This is a genomic window from Streptomyces sp. NPDC055078, assembly GCF_053607985.1.
Window position 1 is genome coordinate 1 of record NZ_JBSGUP010000033.1, and the last position, 17,961, is coordinate 17,961.

At 70.8% G+C, this 17,961-nt stretch carries 15 protein-coding genes; 8 read left to right on the top strand and 7 right to left on the bottom strand.

Annotated features, from left to right (window positions below):
* The 3 genes from ACWF94_RS05185 to ACWF94_RS05195 form a co-directional block, all read right to left on the bottom strand.
* Nucleotides 1-548, bottom strand: a 548-nt coding sequence (locus tag ACWF94_RS05185) for a Uma2 family endonuclease (RefSeq protein WP_453484829.1), incomplete at its 3' end; no start/stop codon positions are given.
* Between the two features lie 188 nt (nucleotides 549-736).
* Complete coding sequence (fahA, locus tag ACWF94_RS05190; protein ID WP_453484831.1) at nucleotides 737-2,008, bottom strand: fumarylacetoacetase; 1,272 nt, start codon at nucleotides 2,006-2,008, stop codon at nucleotides 737-739.
* Between the two features lie 192 nt (nucleotides 2,009-2,200).
* Nucleotides 2,201-4,258: a CocE/NonD family hydrolase gene (locus ACWF94_RS05195; protein ID WP_453484832.1), complete on the bottom strand. Its 2,058-nt coding sequence runs from the start codon at nucleotides 4,256-4,258 to the stop codon at nucleotides 2,201-2,203.
* 231 nt (nucleotides 4,259-4,489) lie between these two features.
* On the opposite strand from ACWF94_RS05195, the gene ACWF94_RS05200 reads away from it, so the two are divergent.
* From ACWF94_RS05200 to ACWF94_RS05220, 5 genes are all read left to right on the top strand, one after another.
* Entirely contained in the window at nucleotides 4,490-5,500 is a 1,011-nt protein-coding gene (locus ACWF94_RS05200; protein WP_453484834.1) for a polyprenyl synthetase family protein, read from the top strand.
* A 273-nt stretch (nucleotides 5,501-5,773) separates the two neighbouring features.
* Entirely contained in the window at nucleotides 5,774-6,784 is a 1,011-nt protein-coding gene (locus ACWF94_RS05205; protein WP_453484836.1) for a CHRD domain-containing protein, read from the top strand.
* 320 nt (nucleotides 6,785-7,104) lie between these two features.
* A complete protein-coding gene (locus tag ACWF94_RS05210) occupies nucleotides 7,105-8,457 on the top strand; it encodes a LolA family protein (protein ID WP_453484838.1) in 1,353 nt (450 codons plus the stop codon).
* Nucleotides 8,458-8,650: 193 nt separating this feature from the next.
* Nucleotides 8,651-9,619: an ABC transporter ATP-binding protein gene (locus ACWF94_RS05215; RefSeq protein ID WP_453484839.1), complete on the top strand. Its 969-nt coding sequence runs from the start codon at nucleotides 8,651-8,653 to the stop codon at nucleotides 9,617-9,619.
* Nucleotides 9,606-10,655 carry an ABC transporter permease gene (locus tag ACWF94_RS05220; protein ID WP_453484841.1) on the top strand — a complete coding sequence of 350 codons (1,050 nt, stop codon included), beginning with the start codon at nucleotides 9,606-9,608 and terminating at the stop codon, nucleotides 10,653-10,655. The genes ACWF94_RS05215 and ACWF94_RS05220 overlap by 14 nt, the downstream gene beginning before the upstream one ends.
* Nucleotides 10,656-10,814: 159 nt before the next feature.
* Here ACWF94_RS05220 and ACWF94_RS05225 read toward each other — a convergent pair whose 3' ends face one another.
* Both ACWF94_RS05225 and ACWF94_RS05230 read right to left on the bottom strand, forming a co-directional pair.
* Complete coding sequence (locus tag ACWF94_RS05225) at nucleotides 10,815-12,149, bottom strand: M28 family metallopeptidase (protein WP_453484843.1); 1,335 nt, start codon at nucleotides 12,147-12,149, stop codon at nucleotides 10,815-10,817.
* 446 nt (nucleotides 12,150-12,595) lie between these two features.
* Complete coding sequence (locus ACWF94_RS05230) at nucleotides 12,596-13,045, bottom strand: VOC family protein (protein ID WP_453484845.1); 450 nt, start codon at nucleotides 13,043-13,045, stop codon at nucleotides 12,596-12,598.
* A gap of 21 nt (nucleotides 13,046-13,066) precedes the next feature.
* Here ACWF94_RS05230 and ACWF94_RS05235 point away from each other — a divergent pair, with 21 nt between their 5' ends.
* Both ACWF94_RS05235 and ACWF94_RS05240 read left to right on the top strand, forming a co-directional pair.
* A complete protein-coding gene (locus tag ACWF94_RS05235; protein ID WP_453484847.1) occupies nucleotides 13,067-13,777 on the top strand; it encodes a CGNR zinc finger domain-containing protein in 711 nt (236 codons plus the stop codon).
* A 261-nt stretch (nucleotides 13,778-14,038) separates the two neighbouring features.
* A complete protein-coding gene (locus tag ACWF94_RS05240) occupies nucleotides 14,039-14,362 on the top strand; it encodes a DUF6401 family natural product biosynthesis protein (protein WP_453484863.1) in 324 nt (107 codons plus the stop codon).
* A gap of 127 nt (nucleotides 14,363-14,489) precedes the next feature.
* On the opposite strand, the gene ACWF94_RS05245 is transcribed toward ACWF94_RS05240, so the two are convergent.
* Together ACWF94_RS05245 and rarD are read right to left on the bottom strand one after the other, a co-directional pair.
* Nucleotides 14,490-15,317: a membrane protein gene (locus ACWF94_RS05245; protein ID WP_453484849.1), complete on the bottom strand. Its 828-nt coding sequence runs from the start codon at nucleotides 15,315-15,317 to the stop codon at nucleotides 14,490-14,492.
* Nucleotides 15,318-15,555: 238 nt separating this feature from the next.
* Nucleotides 15,556-16,545, bottom strand: a complete 990-nt coding sequence (gene rarD / locus ACWF94_RS05250; protein WP_453484851.1) for an EamA family transporter RarD — start codon at nucleotides 16,543-16,545, stop codon at nucleotides 15,556-15,558.
* 350 nt (nucleotides 16,546-16,895) lie between these two features.
* Here rarD and ACWF94_RS05255 point away from each other — a divergent pair, with 350 nt between their 5' ends.
* Nucleotides 16,896-17,705 carry a hypothetical protein gene (locus ACWF94_RS05255; protein ID WP_453484853.1) on the top strand — a complete coding sequence of 270 codons (810 nt, stop codon included), beginning with the start codon at nucleotides 16,896-16,898 and terminating at the stop codon, nucleotides 17,703-17,705.
* The last annotated feature ends 256 nt before the right edge of the window (nucleotides 17,706-17,961 follow it).

Consider the following 17,961-nt stretch of genomic DNA (forward strand, 5'->3'; position numbering starts at 1 on the left):
GACACCTTCATCCGGTCGTGGAAGATGCCGGTGCTGGTGTACACGCGGGTGGCGGGCTCCAGCTCGAAGACGTACACCACCGCCTGCCCGTTGTTGTTCTCCACCCGCCAGTAGTGGGGGATACCGGCCCGCGCGTACTTCGCGGGCTTCGCCTCCCGGTCCCGGCCGACGGAGTCCGGAGAGACCACCTCGATGGCCAGCAGCACGGACCCGGCCGGGAACCGGGTCTGGTGCGAGTCCTCGACAACGTCGCCGCGCACGACGACCACATCGGGCTCGGGCCGGTTCTGCCGGTCGATGTCGATGGTGAATTCCCGGAAGACCTCAAGGTCCTCGGGCGCGACCGATTGCAGCTGCCATTCGAAGAAACTGACCGCGCGCTCATGGAAGACGGACTGCGGACACGCGAAGACAAGGCTCCCGTCGATCAGCTCCGTATGCGGAGGCAGGTTGGGAAGCGTGTCCAGGTCGTCAGCCGTCCACCCGCCCGCAGGAGGAGTCGGCCAGTCGGCCTCGGGCTCCGGGGCCCTTTCAGGTTCGCCGCTCATGAGTGCTCCCATGGGACGCAGTCTCGCGGGCCCGCCCAGCGTATCGGGCGGATATGGGAACAGGCTCCCGCTTACGGGTGATCACGCCGAGTGTCGTTGACGGGCGGTGCCGCGCTCCGGGCGGGCCCGGGCCGGGGCCCGGGCCGGGCCCGCCCGGTTCGGCCGGCCCCCGGCACGCCCGGCGGGAGTCAGCCGGTGGGGGAGGGCACGACCCGCCCCGTCACCTCGCCAAGGCCCACACGGACGCCGTCGGGGCCCGGGGCCCAGGCCGTCATGGTCACGACATCGCCGTCGTCCAGGAAGGCGCGCTTGCCCTCGGGCAGTTCGAGCGGGTCGCGGCCGTTCCAGGTGAGTTCGAGGAGGGAGCCGCGCTGGTGGACCTCGGGGCCGCTGACGGTGCCGGAGCCGTAGAGGTCGCCGGTGCGCAGGGAGGCGCCGTTGACGGTCATATGGGTGAGCTGCTGGGCGGCGGTCCAGTACATGGTGGCGAACGGCGGCTCGGCGATCACATGGCCGTTGACGGCGACGGTGATACGGAGGTCGAACCCGCCCTTCTCCTCCTCGGCGGAGTCGTCGAGATAGGGGAGGAGGGCGAAGTCCCGGGCGGGCGGATCGGTCCGGGCGGCGTCGACGGCCTCCAGGGGCGTCACCCAGGCCGAGACGGAGGTGGCGAACGACTTGCCGAGGAACGGACCGAGGGGGACGTACTCCCACGCCTGGAGGTCGCGGGCCGACCAGTCGTTGAGCAGGGAGAGACCGAAGACATGGTCGCGGAAGTCCGAGAGGGGGACCGGGCGGCCCATCTCGGACGGGGTGCCGACGACGAACGCGACCTCCGCCTCGATGTCGAGCTTGGTGGACGGGCCGAAGACGGGCGCGGCGTCGGCGGGGGACCTGCGCTGGCCGCTGGGGCGTACGACATCGGTGCCGGAGACGACGACCGTGCCGGAGCGCCCGTGGTAACCGATGGGGAGGTGCTTCCAGTTGGGGGTCAGCGGTTCGCCGCCGGGGCGGAAGATCCGGCCGACGTTGGTGGCGTGGTGCTCGCTCGCGTAGAAGTCGACATAGTCGGCGACCTCGTACGGCAGATGGAGAGTGACCGTGTCGAGGGGGTGCGACAGGGGCTCTATGACGGGCCGGTGCGCGGGGACGGTCACCCACGCGGTGAGGGCGCGCCGTACATCGCGCCAGGCCGTGCGCCCGGCCGCCAGCAGCGGGTTGAGGCTCGGACGGTCCAGCAGGGCGGTGTAGGGGGAGCCCAGGGCGTGGGCCGCGGCCCCGGCGTCGAGCACCTGGTTCCCGATCCGGACGCCCAGCCTCCGGCGCTCGGGGTCGTCGGCGGTGGTGAAGACGCCGTACGGGAGGTTGTGCGGGCCGAAGGGATCGCCCTCGGCCACATCGAGCGGGCTCTGCTGAAACGTCGGTGCCTTCGCTGCCATCGGCGCCTGCCTCGCTTCCATGCCGTGAGTTTGGGGACACACTACGTGGGCGGGTGCGCGCGCCCGGCCCGGCAGCCGGTGATCATCCGGTCGGCCGGGGGACGCGCCTCTCGGACGGGCCCGTGGTCGTCCGGTCGGCCGGGGACGCGCTTCTCGGACGGGCCCGTGGTCGTCAGGCCGGCTGCGGGACGCGATTCCCCCATGGCCCCGTGGTCACCCGGCCAGCCGGGGGACGCGCTTCTCCCACGTCCGGTGGAAGACGATCTCCCTTCCGTCCCGGCACACCACCTCGTCCTCCAACAGGAAGTCCGCCGCGTCGCAGCTCATCCGGGAGCGGGTCTCGACCGTCACATCCCAGGCCGTCTCCGGGCGGTGGAGCCGTACCGTCCACTCCGCGGACGTACGCGCCGAGTGCGGGTCGCGCTCCAGGATCGTGCGGACCTCCAGCGCCTCCTCGGTGCGTTCGAGGCCGTCCGGGTGAACGAAGGTCCCGGTGGCGCACGGGACGGTCTCCAGCCGCCACTCGCCCCGGGCGGCATCCCGGATCACCAGCCGCCCGGGGCGCCGCTCACCGAGGGGGACCGGGGAGCTGACGCCCAGCGGTTCGGCCTGCTCCGGCTCCTCGAACCCGATGGTGTCGTCGGTGTGTTCGCGTACGGGGAGGTCCAGGCTTGAGCCCTCGGGGTCGAGGACGAACCCCGTCGTTCCTGCGGTGGCGCTCTGCGGCCACAGCCACGGCCAGTACGCGGACGAGACCGCGAGCCGGACCCGGTGGCCGGGCGCGAAGGCGTGCCCGGCGGCGTTCAGCTCGAAGGTCACCTCTTCCGTGCTGCCGGGCAACCAGGCGAGGGCGCGTTCCCGGCCGTGGCGGGCGGCGAGATTGAGGACGCCCTGGGTGACGAGGGCCGATGAGCCGTCCGGGGCGATATCGCAGAGCCGGGCGGCGACCTGGCCGTGCGGGACGTCCAGGCGCAGCCGCAGCGTGACGCGGGGGCGGCCCAGGATCTCGAACGGCTCGGCGCCCACCGCGAACTCGAAGCAGGCGGAGTACGCGTCCTCGGGGCGCTGGTCGAGTCCGGCGGGAGCCGCCTCGACCGCCTCGCCGAAGGACGTCCCGCCGCCGACCGCCTCGCCGAAGGACGTCCCGCCGCCGGACGCCTCGTCGCCGGCCGCCCCGCCGTAGGACGTCCCGTCGCAGGGCCGGAAGGGGCCCGCGTCCAGGCCGGTGTGCTGGGGCGAGTCGACCAGATGGGGCGCCCCGTGGAACTCGTACGTCTGCGGTACGACATGCGGGGACGGCCAGGCGGGTTCCCCCGCCCACCGCTTCCCGGCGCCGGAGATCCAGGACCGCAGCGGGGGCGCCGACATCGCGTCGTTCGTCAGCCCTTTGAGATGACGGTCCCACCAGCCGAGCGTCTCCTGGAGAAAGCCGATGGGCGCCCCCGGCCGGCCGTGGTCCGGGTACTGGTGCGACCACGGCCCGATCAGGCCGCGTACCCGATCGGGCGGCAGCCGTTCCACCAGTCGGAGGACGGTGTCGCGGTGCGGCTCGTGCCAGCCGCCCACGGCCAGCACCGCGGCCCGGACGGCGGACAGGTCGGTGCCGCGTCCCCACCGGTCGTCGCGGACCTGATGGGTGAGCCAGGTGTGCACGGGGGGTTCGACCGTTTCGAGGCGTTTGAGCCACTGTTCGCGCCAGTGCTCGCCCGCGAAGTGCGGGTCCGGCGGGCGGCAGACGGCCGAGAGATACGCGGCGGACAGGGACTGTGTCCCGTCCGCGAGCACCGAGCCGCCCAGATAGCGGCCGTCGTTGTCGTACGGGTCGTCCGTCGCGCACACGGTGACGATCGCGTCCAGCGGCTCGGGCGCCAGCGCGGCGATCAGCAGCGCGCAGGTGGCGCCGGGGCCGAGCCCGAACATGCCGACGCGGCCCGTACACCAGGGCTGCGCGGCCAGCCAGTCGACGACTTCCACCCCGTCGGCGCGGATGGCGGAACCGTCGGGGTCCGCCGGTGTCCCCTCGCTGTTGCCGTGGCCGCGGGCGTCGACCCGTACGGAGGCGTAGCCATGGCCCGCGTACCAGGGGTGGCGCTGCCAGTCGCGTGACGCGGTGGAGTCGGTGAGCCGGCCGGGCGTGTATTCGAGCAGCGCGGGGACAGGCTCATCCCGCAGGGGACGCCAGATCCGCGCGTACAGCAGGGTGCCGTCGTGCAGCGGAATTCGGGCATCGACATGACTGGTTTCATAGGGAAATTGATGGCGATGGCGCATGGCATGGCCTCGGTGCACGGGGTGCGCCGCTCACGCCTGAGTCGCTCGCCGATACCGGTCCCGGATCTCGGCGAAAGCGCTCACCCCTGGTCGTATGTGCTGATCACGAACATACCGGCGGCGGCGGGAAGGCGCTCATGGTGATCGAAACGCGACCGGATACGCTGACTTGAGTGAATCCAGCGACACATCGACAATCCGTGTGATGATCAGCAGACAGGAGATCCCCTCGTGACCGTCGTCGGGCCGTTCGGGCTGAGCGTGCGGGACCAGGCTCTTGAGGCCGATGTCCAGACCGGACTGTCGGCCGTGGAAGCGGGTCTGCTCGATGCCACCAAAAGCGAGGTTCCCTTCATCACGGAGGCCGCACAGCATCTCGTCCGCGCGGGGGGCAAGCGCTTCCGACCGCTTCTGGTGATGCTGGCGGCGCAGTTCGGCGACCCCTACGCCCCGGGTGTGGTGCCCTCCGCCGTGGTCGTCGAACTCACCCATCTGGCGACGCTGTACCACGACGACGTGATGGACGAGGCGGACGTACGGCGCGGTGTGGACAGCGCCAACGCCCGCTGGGACAACTCCGTCGCCGTACTGACCGGCGACTTTCTGTTCGCGCGCGCGTCGCACATACTGGCCGATCTCGGCCCCGAGGCCGTACGCATCCAGGCCGAGGCGTTCGAGCGGCTGGTCACCGGCCAGATCCTGGAGACGGCGGGGCCGCGCGACGGCCGCGACCCGGTGGAGCACTACCTGGATGTGATCGGGGGCAAGACGGGCTCCCTGATCGCCGTCTCGGGCCGGTTCGGCGCGATGATGTCGGGCGCGGACGACGGTGTCGTGGACATTTTGACCCAGTACGGGGAGCGGCTCGGCGTCGCCTTCCAGCTCGCCGACGACGTACTCGACATCGCCAGTGACTCGCACGAGTCCGGCAAGACGCCCGGCACGGATCTGCGGGAGGGTATCCCGACCCTGCCGGTGCTCCATCTGCGGGCCCAGGCCGAGGCGTACGGGCGGCCGGGGGATCTGGAGCTGGTGGGGCTGCTCGACGGGGATCTGACGGACGACGCCCGGCACGGTGAGCTGCTGCTGCGGCTGCGCGCGCACCCGGCGCTGGAGCGGGCCCGCAAGGACACCGTGCGATACGCGGAGGAGGCGCGGGCGATGCTCGCCCCGCTGCCGGAGTGCTGTGCGAAGGCGGCGCTGGAAGAGCTGTGCGACGCGGTGGTCCACCGCGCGGGCTGAGGTCCGCCGCTCTGTCGTTCCGCCGGGCTGAGGTCCGCCGTTCTGTCGTTCCGCCGCCCCGCTCCCCGGGGCCCGGCCGGAAATCGGTCATCGGTCAGGCTGGATCACATCCTGTAGTGGTCTAAACCGCTGCATGCCCCTGACCTGCTGAGATGATCTCAAGAAAGTGTGACGCGCGTCACATCATTGGATTGAGTCCAAGCTGAGATCCGATCCGTACCTCTGCACAGAAGCTGACGCAGAGGGGCGTTGGCACCAGTACGGGGAGATCTGATGATGAAGCGCACCAAGTCCATTCTTATCGGTACCACCGCTGTCGCCGCGGCAGCCGGGGTGACGTTGGCGGTACTGCCCGCCTTCGCGGCCGACGGCAAGGGCTCCGCCGACCACGCGGGGCACGGGACCGGCACCACCAGCCTGACGGTCCAGAACGGCGCCGCCGCGGGCAAGGGCCCCGCCGCACTCTTCGTGGCGAGCCTCAACGGCGCCAACGAGGTCCCGGTCGCGGGAGGGCCCGCCGTCGGTGACCGCGACGGTGTGGCACTCCAGTTCGTGAAGGTGCAGGGGGACCAGGTCTCGGTCGCCGTGAAGTTCCGCGGCACCGACAAGCCCACCGCACTCCATATCCACCAGGGTGTGAAGGGCGCCAACGGCGGTATCAAGGTCGACTTCACCGCTCTGCTCGCCAAGGGCGTCAAGCTCAAGGGCTGGACCGGCGCCGTCAGCGGCACCGTCCGGGTGAAGGACAAGGCCGCGCTCGCCGCGTTCAAGAAGAACCCGAACGGCTTCTACGCCAATCTGCACACCGCCGAGTTCCCGGGCGGGGCCGTCCGCGGCCAGTTCCACAAGGTGACCACTCCGTTCCGTTTCGACCGCGCCCTGTCCAACGTCCAGGCGTCGGTCGTCCAGGGCAAGCAGATCTACGAGTGCAAGAAGGCCCCGAAGGGTAAGTACTCCTTCCAGCAGCGCGATGTCCGCGCGGTCCTGGGCGGCAGCATCGCCCACCGCTTCGTCGCCCCCAACTCCGGCAAGCCCCAGTGGATCGCGCCCGACCGCAGTGCCGTCACCGGCGCGCTGATCAGCAAGACGGAGAACGGGAAGGGGAACATCCCCGAACTGGACCTCAGGGCCACCCAGTCAGGCAAGAAGAAGGGGCTCCTCGCGGGGACCGGGGAGATCTTCCGGCTGAACACGGTCGGCGGGGTCGCCCCGGCGGGCGGCTGCGCCAAGGGCGCCATCACCGGGGTGCCGTACGGCGCCGACTACGTCTTCATCCAGAAGTAGTCCCGGGCGCAGCGGGCGGGTTACCGGCGGCCAGAGGCTCCCGGAACCAGGAACCAGGAACCAGGAACCAGGAACCAGGAACCAGGAACCAGGAACCAGGAACCCGGACAGTAATCCGAACAGGGGCCCGGAGACCCCTTGCCTTACGGCGCGGCACTTCCCCTACTGGATGGGGGAGGTGTCGCGCCGTTCCGTCATCCCTCAGCAGTACGACAAGTTGCTCCCGGGGGCTGACGCCCGCAGGCAACCGATTTGGTCCTATGGATATCACCACTACTGAGCGACATCACTCCTGACCGACCACGGAGGTAGGGCACACCATGGCACCGAACGACAGCGCACAGTCCACCGATGAGGCCACGGACCTCGCCGCGGGCCGCCGCAAGGCGGCGCGCTACCTCGTCCCGGTCGCGGTGGCGGGGGTGGCGGCGGCGACCATCGGGCTCGTCCCGGCACTCGCCAACTCCGGTGACCCCGATCTGCCGAAGATCAGTGCGCAGGAGCTGATCGAGAAGATCGCCGCTTCGGACACCGAACAGCTCTCCGGCACGGTCAAGATCAGCACGGATCTCGGCCTCCCCGACTTCGGCGGTCTCGCCGACTCCTTCCTGTCCGGCGCGGGCGGGGGCGGGGGCGGTGGCGACGGCGAGTCCCCGTCCGCCTCCCCGGAGAACAAGCTGATGGAGCTGGCGACCGGCTCCCACACCCTGCGGGTCGCGGTCGACGGCCCCGACCGGCAGAAGGTCTCGATCCTGGAGAACTCCGCCGAGTACAGCATGATCCACAACGGCGGCGAGGTCTGGGCGTACGACAGCGCCTCGAACCAGGCATTCCACGCGAAGGACCAGGGCGGGGGGAAGGACAAGGGGAAGAAGGAGTCGGCGACCCCCAAGGAGCTGCCGAGCACGCCCAAGGACTTCGCCGACCAGGCGCTGAAGGCGGCGGGCGACACCACATCGGTGACCGTCGACGGCACCGCCCAGGTCGCCGGGCGCGACGCCTACCAGCTGGTCATCAAGCCCAAGCAGAGCGGTTCGACGATCGACTCGATCAAGGTCGCGGTCGACGCCAAGACGGGTACGCCGCTGAAGTTCAGCGTCAACCCGACCAGCGGCGGCAAGGCCGCGATCGACGTCGGCTTCACCAAGGTCGACTTCTCCCGGCCCGCCGCTTCCACCTTCGACTTCACCCCGCCGAAGGGCACGAAGGTCACCGAGGCGGACGAGTTGAAGAAGGGGGAGGGGGCGGCCAAGCCCGGGGACCTCCCGAAGGGCTTCCCGAAGGATCTGCCCAAGGACCTCCCGAAGGACCTGCGCGAGGACCTGAAGAACCTGCCCGAGGACTTCCCCAAGGAGGGTGAGTTCAAGGACCGCGAGAAGTTCATGGAGGGGAGCGGATTCCCCGGGCTCAATGTCATCGGCGAGGGCTGGACCTCCATCGCCAAGTTCGAGTCCCCCGGCGGCAAGGGCATGGCGTCTCTGGAGAGCGGCGATGTGCCGTCCGAGGCCAAGGGCTTCCTCGACTCCTTCGGCGACGAGGTCAGCGGGAAGTTCGGCTCGGGCACGGTCTTCAAGACCCGCCTGGTCAACGCCCTGATGACGGACGACGGCACCGTCTACGTCGGCGCCGTGACCAAGGACGCGCTCGTGAAGGCGGCCGACGCCGACAAGTGAGCCGCCGACAAGTGAGCCGCTGACAGGTGACTCGCCGACCGGGTGCCGACAGCTGAACCGCTGTCCGGATGCCGACAGGTGAGCCGCTGGCCAGGTGCCGACAAGTGCGCCGCTGACCAGCAGGGCCCGGTGATCTCCGGAGATCCGTCCTGGTGGTCGACCGCCCCGCCGTACGCTTCATACGGCGGGGCGGATGTCTGAGCGAGCGGAACGGGAGACCGGAATGACAGCCGTGATCGAGACGCGCGGTCTCACCAAGCGCTATCGGGGCGGCCAGCTCGCCGTCGACGGCCTCGATCTGACCGTGCCCGAGGGGAGCGTCTTCGGCTTCCTCGGCCCCAATGGATCGGGCAAGACCACCACCATCCGGATGCTGATGGGCCTCATCGAGCCGACGGCGGGCACCGCGACGGTCCTCGGTGGGGCCGTACCGCGCGCCATCCGTTCCGTACTGCCGCAGGTGGGGGCCCTGATCGAAGGGCCCGCGCTGTACGGGTATCTCAGCGGCCGGGACAATCTGACCCGGTACGACTCCGCCGACCCGAACGCCGACCCCCGCACCCGGGCGGCCCGAGTCGACGCGGCGCTCGACCGCGTCGGGCTGACCTCCGCTTCCGGCAAGAAGGCCAAGGCGTACTCCCTGGGCATGAAGCAGCGCCTCGGACTCGCGGCGGCCCTGCTCCAGCCGCGCCGGCTGCTCGTCCTGGACGAGCCCACCAACGGCCTCGACCCTCAGGGCATGCGCGAGATCCGCTCCCTCGTCCGGGCCCTGGCGGCCGACGGCACCACCGTCTTTCTCTCCTCCCACCTCCTCGACGAGATCGAGCAGGTCTGTACCCATGCCGCCGTGATGGCCCAGGGACGGCTGCTCACCCAGGGCCCGGTCGCCGATCTCGCCGCCGGGGCCCGGGGCCGCCTCACCGTCCTCACCCCCGACACCGGCGACGCGGCCCGGCTGCTGAAGGAGTTGGGCGTCACCGGAGTGGGCATCGAGGACGACCGGGTCACCGGGGACCCACCCGGGGAGGACGCGGAGCTGGCCGATCTCAACGCCGCGCTGGTGAACGGCGGCGTCCGGGTCCGGGGGTTCGGGGTCGAGCGCGCCTCGCTGGAGGACGCGTTCGTCGCGCTGACGGGGGAGGGCTTCGATGTCGCGGGCTGAGGCGGCGCAGGGCGGGGCACCGAAGGGCGGGGCGCCGAGGGGTGAGGAGGCCCGGGACGAGTCAGTACGGGACGAGTCAGTACGGGACGGGGCGGTACGGGACGAGGAGACGGTGCTGGACGGGGAGGGAGTACGGGAGACCCTGTGGGACGAGGGCGCGGTGCCGGGCCAGGCGGCGGTGCGGGCACCACGGCGGCGCCGGGCGCTGTGGACCCTCGGGCTCTTCCGCTCCGAGCTGTTCACCACCCTGCGCCGCTGGCGGACCCTCGCCCTGCTGGGTGTGCTGGCAGCCGTACCCGTACTGATCGGCGTCGCCGTGAGGATCGAGACGGGCGACGGGGGATCGGCAGCCGGTGGCGGCGAGGGCCCCGCGTTCTTCTCCCAGATCACCAACAACGGGCTCTTCCTGGTATTCGCCGCGCTCGCCGCGACCCTGCCCCTCTTTCTGCCCCTGGCGATCGGCGTCATCGCGGGCGACTCGATCGCCGGTGAGGCGAACGCCGGAACCCTGCGCTATCTGCTGGTGGCACCCGCCGGCCGGACCCGGCTGCTGCTCGCCAAATACGCCACGACGCTCGTCTTCTGCCTGATCGCGACCCTGGTCGTGGCGGTGTCCGCCCTCGCCGTCGGAGCCCTGCTCTTCCCGCTCGGCGATGTCACCACGATCTCCGGCACCACGATCTCGTTCGGCGAAGGACTGCTGAGGGCCGCCCTGATCGCGCTGGTCGTCGCGGCATCCCTGGCGGGGATCGCGGCCATCGGACTGTTCGTCTCCACCCTCACGGGCAGCGGTATCGCGGCGATGGCGACGACGGTGGGCCTGCTGATCACCGTGCAGATCCTCAACACGATTCCGCAGCTCGACGCGATCCACCCGTATCTCTTCCCGCACTACTGGATGTCGTACGCGGATCTGCTGCGGGAGCCGCTCTACTGGGACGAGGTGGTGAAGAACCTCGGTCTCCAGGCGCTGTACGCGGCGGTGTTCGGCTCGGCGGCCTGGGCGCGCTTCACCACGAAGGACATCACCGCGTAGCGGTCCCTGGTCCTGGTCCTGGTCCCGGCGCCGACGGCGTCCCCGGACGTGACCGCGTCCCCGGACGTGACTGCATGCGTGTGCGGTGGACGCACACGCATGCAGTCTGTGGGGGGTGGCGGTCTGGTCTGATCAGAACGGTCAGAACGGTCAGGACGGTCAGAAGGTGAGCTTCCAGCTGTTGATATGGCCCGTGTCCCGCGCGGCCACATCCTGGACGCGAAGCTTCCAGGCGCCGTTCGCCGGTTCGGCCGAGGCGTTCACGGTGTACGTGGTGATGACATGGTCCGCCGAGTCGTTGGCGCTGGAGTTCTTCAGCCGGTACGCGGTCCCGTCGGGGGCGATCAGATCGATGACCACGTCGCCGCGCCAGGTGTGCCGGATGTCCACGCCGACGGACAGGGCGGGCGGGGCGTTGCCGGTGCGGCCCGAGACGGTGACCGTCGAGGTCACGGCCGTGCCGTTGTCGGGGATCGCGACATCGGCGGTGTTCTCGTACGAGTCACCCGGCGGGATGACGGGGCCGGTGGCCAGCGCCCAGACGGAGTGGGCGATCGCGTCGCTGTTGCGGTCGAGCGCGGTGTCGTTGATGTTCGCGGTGGTGTCGCACGACGAGTGGTAGCAGCGGTCGAACGCCTGGCCCGCCGTACCGCCCCACTTCTGCGCCTGTGCGGCGGACTTCGTGCGGCCCGCGCCGGTGAACAGGCCGCCGACCGGTATGCCCACGTTCTTGAAGGAGGCGTGGTCGGAGCGGCCGTCGCCCTCGGTCTCGATCTCGGTCGCGATACCGAGGCCGGAGAAGTAGTCCTTGAAGACCTTCTCCAGCGCCACATCGTCGTCGTAGACGAAGTAGCCGGGGTTCGGCGAGCCGATCATGTCGAAGTTGAGATAGCCGGAGATCTTGGCGCGCTCGGCGGCGGGCAGGTTGTTGACGTAGTACTCGGACCCGACCAGACCCAGTTCCTCCGCGCCCCACCAGGCGAAACGCAGATGCTTCGCGGGCTGGAGCTGTGCGCGGGAGACGGCCAGGGCGGTTTCGAGTATGCCCGCGGAGCCGGAGCCGTTGTCGTTGATCCCGGCGCCGGAGGTGACGGAGTCGAGGTGCGCGCCCGCCATCAGGACCTGGTTCGGGTCGCCGCCCGGCCAGTCGGCGACCAGGTTGTAGCCGATGGCGCCGCCGGTGGTGAACTGCTGCACCGAGGTGGTGAATCCGGCGGCGTCCAGCTTGGCCTTCACATAGTCGATGGAGGCCCGGTACCCGGGGCGGCCGTGGGCGCGGTTGCCGCCGTTGGCGGTGGCTATCGACTGGAGCTGGTTGAGATGCGCTTTGACGCTTGCGAGCGGTATGTCGGGGGCGGCCGGGGCGGCTGTCACCGCTCGCGCGGGAGGTGCGGCCGGGGCAGCCGCGACCGCCGCGGGTGCGGCGGAGGCCAGCAGCCCGGTCAGGGCCATGACAGCCGCCGCGACCGTGCGTCTGGGGTGGGGGAGGTTCATGTGGGGGGCTCCGGATTCCGTACGGGGACCTGACGGAACGTGCGAGACGCCCCGGAGTGGCGGTTCCAGGGCGCGCGGTGCTGGCGCTGAACAGCTGAATAACTGAGCGGCAACGGGTGGCACGGAGTGGCGCTGGGGAGCGCGTGGGGTGTTGCGGGGGTGCACTGAGTGGCGCGGTGTTGCGCCCTGAGAGTTCAGCGAGAGTTCGACATACCGTCAAGGGCGGAAACCGGACAGTTGTGTTCGTATAGAGGACGATCGGGGGAGTCTGTGGACCCTCGCACCCCTCCCCGTACGCCACATCGAACGCGCCAGCGGCCCCCCCCGTCACCCTCTACGCCTGCCCACGCCACGCAGTGGACCTCGACCCCGCCGCCACACCCGAAGAACGGGAACCGGACGCGTAGAGACGCGTGGACAAGGGGCGGACCGCGGCCGGGGGCGCGTCACTCGACGCAGAACTCATTGCCCTCCGGGTCGGCCATGGTCGTCCAGACCCCGATCGGCTGGTCCTGCCGGTAGAGCACGGTCGCCCCCAGGCCCTCCAGCCGCGCCACCTCCGCCTCGATGCGCTCCGTGCCCACATGGAGGTCGAGGTGCAGCCGGTTCTTGACCGTCTTGGCCTCCGGGACGCGCTGGAACAGCAGTCGGCGTCCCATGCCGACTCCGTTCGCCTCGTCGAAGGGGTCGTCCGGATGGCGGACAGCGGCGTAATCGCGCCAAGCGTCCCGGCCGTGTGCCCGGACGGTCGAGTCCGGCGGGAGCTGTCCGGCTGTCCGCAGGTGGTCGATGAGCGCGCTGTGGTCCTCCACCTCGTAGCCCAGTGCCTGGGCCCAGAAGTCGGCCTGTGCGAGGGGGTCGGAGGTATCGATGGTCAGTTTCCAGTGAGTGATCATGCGACCAGTTATAGTGGTTACATGAATCGGATCGCAAGAGGACTGACCCTGCGTCCGGCATCTGGCCGTCCTTTCCGTTTCGACGCGGGGGCGCTCTGCCTTGAGCTGCTGCTCACCGGGGGGCCCGGCCCCCTCGCGCGGTACGAGGTGCTGTACGAGCCGGCCGACCTGGTGCGCTGGGCGGGGGAGAGCAGGCTGCCCGCCGGACTCGAACCGGTGGTGGTGCCCGAGGAGGTCGCGGCAGCCCGGGTGCTCCGGGACGCCCTCCACCGGCTCACCGCCGCCCGCGCGCACGGCCGCGCGCCGGATTCCGGCGACCTGGCCGTGGTCAACGAGGCCGCTGCACTGGCCCCGCCCGCGCCCCGGTTCACCGCGGACGGCGAGCGGGGGTGGGTCCCGGGGGCCACCGGCAGTCAGCTCCTGTCGGCGGTGGCGCGCGACGCGGTGGAGCTGTTCACCGGGCCGTACGCCCGGCGCATCCGCGAGTGCGGCTCGGCGGACTGCGCCCTGCTGTTCGTGGACACGTCCAGGCCGGGCCGCCGCCGCTGGTGCGCGATGGAGCGCTGCGGCAACCGGCACAAGGTCCGGACGCACCGCGCCCGCCACCCGGAAGCGGAGCCCGTGGAGCCCGTGGACCCCGTAGAGCCCGTGGAGCCCGTTTCGGAATCGGGCCTGGATGTGGACGCGGAATCGGGCACGCGCGCGGGCTCGGACACGGGCTCGGACAGCTGACCGGATGATCGCCGCGGTGGGGGGCGGAGCCGATACGGGTGCATGTGGTGCGGAGAGTGCGTGCTGAGCCGTAAAAGGTTGATGTGCGACCAATATCACGCTTGTACGCGATTGTCCGGCGCTTACCTTGGGACGATGGACGTTCTGCCCCCCGGTGGACCCGGTGGACCCGGTGGACCCGGTGGACCCGGTGACGGGCCGGTCGGCCGGCCCGGTGAGGGACCCGCCGGCTGCCCGCTGATCGGGGTGGCCGCCGCGTATATGCCCCGGCTCTCGGAGTTCTCCTTCGAGCCGGGGCTCGTCGCCGCCGTCGACCAGCACGCGGCGGCGGTCTGCGACGCGCTGATCCCGCGCCCCCGCCGGGGCGAGCCGACCGCGCCGGTCGCACCGGTCACGCCGGCCGAGGCGGACGCCGCCGCATCGGTCGCGTCCGTACGCCGGGAGGATCTGGCGGACTACGTCCTCGGCTTCACGGACTGGCTCAGGGAGACGGACTGGTCGGAGCCGGTGGGGCACGACTTCGCGACCCTGCGGCTGACGGCGATCTGCTGGCTGATCCGCGAACACGATCTGTTGGGCCGCTGAGCCCCCGCGTCGCGGTGAGCCTTAAGAGCCCTTGAGCCGCGTCGCGTCGCGCCGAGCCCGGCGGGTGCGGTGCGGTGAGATGCGGGGCGGCGCGCTGAGCGGCGGGGCGGGTGCGTGCCCGTACGGCTCACATCGGGTCGATGTGCTCCGGAGCGTCCGGTCCTGGCCGGTCCGTACGGCCGGTAGGGCGCGCGGCCTCCCGGGTGCCCCGCGCGGGCTGTCCGGCCGCAGCGTCCGCGCGGCCCCGCTGGTAGGCGCTGATGCTGTCGCGCGCGCTCGTCGACTCCGCCTCCGCGACCGCGAGCCACCGCTCCCACCGGGCGCGCATCGGGGTGATCAGACCGCCGCCGACGCCCACGATCAGGACGCCCGCGACCGTGGCGAGTACGGCGGTGAGCAGCGGGCCGGTGATCGCGGTCGCGATGCCCGCCTGGCCGAGCGCGGCGATCACACCGAGCGCGACGATGAACGCCCAGACGGCCGTGGCGAGGACCCTGCCGTACGACGTGCCGCTCAGGGCGTTCTGGACGATGTCGCGGACCGCGCGCGCGATGGCCATCGCCACCACGACGATCACCAGGGCCACGATCGCCCGGGGCAGCCAGGCGACCACGGCGTTGATCATGACGCTGATCGGGTTGGGGCCGAAGACCCCGAACGCCAGTTGGAGGACGATCAGCAGCAGCCCGTAGTAGATGACCTTGGTGAGGATGCCGGTCGCGTCGTACTTGGAGCCCCTCAGGGACTCGGCGGCACCGCTGCGCTCGGCGAGCTTCTCGGAGCCGATCCGGCGCAGCAGCCGGTCCACGACCCGGGCTATCAGTTTCGCCACGAACCAGCCGATGACCAGAATGGCCAGAAACGCGATGAACTTGGGGATGAAATTGGCCACCGCGGACCAGGCGTCGCTGAAGCCCTGACCGAAGTCGACATCGAGGGCGAGAGGCTGAGACATGGCGCACTCACTCCGTCCACTGCCGGCCCCGGCTCTCCAGGGCCTGGACTTCGGTGGTAGCACCGGCCAGGGGGAGGGGCCTGCGCCCAGCCCCGGGTGGGGGCCGATCGAGTGGTGATTCAGCCAGCCTGGCCGCCGACGCGGCCCCGGACCCGCCCGCGCTCCCGCCCGGCTGACCACCTGCGATGACGGTCATGAACTGTCGACCCGCCCGCGCCCGCGCTCCCGCCCGGGTTCGTCAGTTCGCGGGCTCGGCGGGGGCGGCGGGCACGGGCTTCGCGGCGCGGGCGGCGGGCGGGAGTGGTGCGGACCCGGCCGCCGCCAGGGCCGCCGCCCGCGCCCTCGTCCGCCGGCCCGTCCTCAGCGCGTCCCAGGTGAGACAGATCAGCGCCAGCCACACCAGGGCGAATCCGGCCCACCTCTCCGGCGGCATCGACTCCTTGAAGTACCAGATCCCCAGCAGGAACTGGAACACCGGTGCCAGATACTGCAGCAGCCCCAAGGTCGACAGCGGGACCCTGATCGCCGCGGCGCCGAAGCAGACCAGGGGCGCGGCGGTCACAAGACCCGTAGCGGCGAGCAGCGCGATATGGCCGAGACCCTGCGTACCGAAGGTCGCCTCCCCGTTCGCGCCCAGCCAGAGCAGAAAGCCCAGTGCGGGCAGAAACAGGATGGCCGTCTCCGCCGCCAGCGATTCAAGCCCCCCGATATTGGTCTTCTTCTTCGCCAGACCGTAGATCGCGAATGAGAACGCCAGCGCCAGCGAGACCCACGGCGGCCTGCCGTATCCGACCGCCAGCACCAGCACGGCGGCGAAGCCGGTGCCGACGGCCACCCACTGCGCCGGGCGCAGCCGCTCCTTCAGCAGCAGTACGCCCATCGCGATGGTCACCAGCGGATTGATGAAGTAGCCGAGGGACGCCTCGACCACCCGGCCGGTGTTCACGGCCCAGATGTAGAGGCCCCAGTTGACGGTGATGACCGAGGCGGCGACGGTGATCAGCCCGAGTTTGCGGGGGCTGCGTATCAGCTCCCGTATCCAGGCCCACCGCTTCAGCGCGAGCAGCGCGATCCCGACGACGACCAGCGACCAGGCCATCCGGTGCGCGAGGATCTCCAGCGCGCCCGACGGCTTCAGCAGCGGCCAGAAGAGCGGGACCAGGCCCCACATTCCGTAGGCGCCGATCCCGTAGAGCAGTCCCGCCCGCTGGTTGCCGTCCGACTTCACCGATCCTCCCGCCGTGTGAGGTGCGTTCTGTCGAAGGTACGCGCCGGACGGTCGATCCGTCATGCCCGTATCGGCATACGGTCATGACGGATCTTGGGCCAGGTACGGATGTGAGGGATTCTCGCGACAGGCCGTGAGTGCCGTGTCCACGTCAGGACGCTGTCCGGGCGGGCGGGTGCCGGGCGGGCCCGGGCGGGCCCGGGCGGGCCCGGGCGGTGCGGCGTACGGCGGGGACCGGGACGATCGGCGATGAACCGAGACATTCAATCGCCAGGAAGCCGGGTCCGGTTGTCGGTGCGGGGTCGTACGATCGTCACAACGGTGGGGGATCACGTGGTTGGGGGGGACCCATGGCGTACGGGAAGGTGCTGCGCGCTGTCTGCGGCGTAGTGGTGTGCGGGTTGTTGTGGACGGGCTGTTCGGGCTCGGATGACGACGAGCCTGAGCCACCGGGGCGCAGCAGCGCCGCGAGCGGTACGAAGGAGCCGGGCGGGCCCGATCCGAAGCCCAGCGGGCTGGCCTTCTCCGCCGACCCGGCGCGTGCGCCGAAGACCGAGGCAGCCGCCCGGAAGCTGGCGACCACCGCCGTCGCCGGGCCCGAGCTGTGGGGTCCGGGCTATGTGAAGCGCACCCCGTTTCTGAGCCGTCCCGACTACTGGCCGGTGCTCGACGAGAGATGCGTCTGGAGGGGCGGCACCCGCCCCGCCACTGTCCTGCACAGCGTCACCGCCTACAGCGAGCTGCCCGCATCGGCAGGCAAGGGCCCGGTCCGCGTCGCCGCCACCGTCACGGTCCACCGCGACAAGCGGGCCGCCGAGTGGGAGATGGCCGAGACGCTGGAGGAGGCGCTGCGCTGCCCGAACCAGACGCTGCGCGAGGGCGAGCGGGTCGCAGGACTGCTCTCGATGGGCTCGGCCTACGGCACCGGGGGCAATTTCAACTCGGAGGACTCGATAGGCGAGGTGGGCGAGTACCACAGCGCCGAGTTCGGCAAGCCCTATGAGTACGGCTGGTTCCAGTCCCGGCTGGGTCAGGTCACGGTCGCCACGGTCATGAAGGGTGCCAAGGGGTACACGGCGGACGAACTCAACACCGCCAGGGCAGAGGCGCTGACGGGCATGATGAACCGCGTTGAGAAGCAGTTGGAGGCCGCGGAATGAGCCGCGCCGAGCAGAACCCCGGCCCCGCGAACCCCGAGCCGGAGGAGCCGGAGCCCGGAGGACCGTCCCCTTCCGGTCCGTCGCCTTCAGGGCCGTCCCCTTCCGGTCCGTCGCCTTCAGGGCCGTCGGCTTCCGGACCGTCGCCTTCAGGGCCGCGGGATTCGGAGCCGCGGGATGCGGAACCGGTGGACCCGGCGAACTCCACGCTCGTGGACCGGGTGGATCGCGTGGACCCGGCGAATTCCGGGCCGGCGAA

Coding starts and splice junctions, on each gene's coding strand:
- ACWF94_RS05255 (WP_453484853.1), top strand. CDS start 16,896: ATGGCGTACGGGAAGGTGCTGCGCGCTGTCTGCGGCGTAGTGGTGTGC.
- ACWF94_RS05210 (WP_453484838.1), top strand. CDS start 7,105: ATGGCACCGAACGACAGCGCACAGTCCACCGATGAGGCCACGGACCTC.
- ACWF94_RS05220 (WP_453484841.1), top strand. CDS start 9,606: ATGTCGCGGGCTGAGGCGGCGCAGGGCGGGGCACCGAAGGGCGGGGCG.
- fahA (WP_453484831.1), bottom strand. CDS start 2,008: ATGGAAGCGAGGCAGGCGCCGATGGCAGCGAAGGCACCGACGTTTCAG.
- ACWF94_RS05225 (WP_453484843.1), bottom strand. CDS start 12,149: ATGAACCTCCCCCACCCCAGACGCACGGTCGCGGCGGCTGTCATGGCC.
- ACWF94_RS05230 (WP_453484845.1), bottom strand. CDS start 13,045: ATGATCACTCACTGGAAACTGACCATCGATACCTCCGACCCCCTCGCA.
- ACWF94_RS05245 (WP_453484849.1), bottom strand. CDS start 15,317: ATGTCTCAGCCTCTCGCCCTCGATGTCGACTTCGGTCAGGGCTTCAGC.
- ACWF94_RS05195 (WP_453484832.1), bottom strand. CDS start 4,258: ATGCGCCATCGCCATCAATTTCCCTATGAAACCAGTCATGTCGATGCC.
- ACWF94_RS05240 (WP_453484863.1), top strand. CDS start 14,039: ATGCCCCGGCTCTCGGAGTTCTCCTTCGAGCCGGGGCTCGTCGCCGCC.
- ACWF94_RS05215 (WP_453484839.1), top strand. CDS start 8,651: ATGTCTGAGCGAGCGGAACGGGAGACCGGAATGACAGCCGTGATCGAG.
- ACWF94_RS05205 (WP_453484836.1), top strand. CDS start 5,774: ATGATGAAGCGCACCAAGTCCATTCTTATCGGTACCACCGCTGTCGCC.
- ACWF94_RS05235 (WP_453484847.1), top strand. CDS start 13,067: ATGAATCGGATCGCAAGAGGACTGACCCTGCGTCCGGCATCTGGCCGT.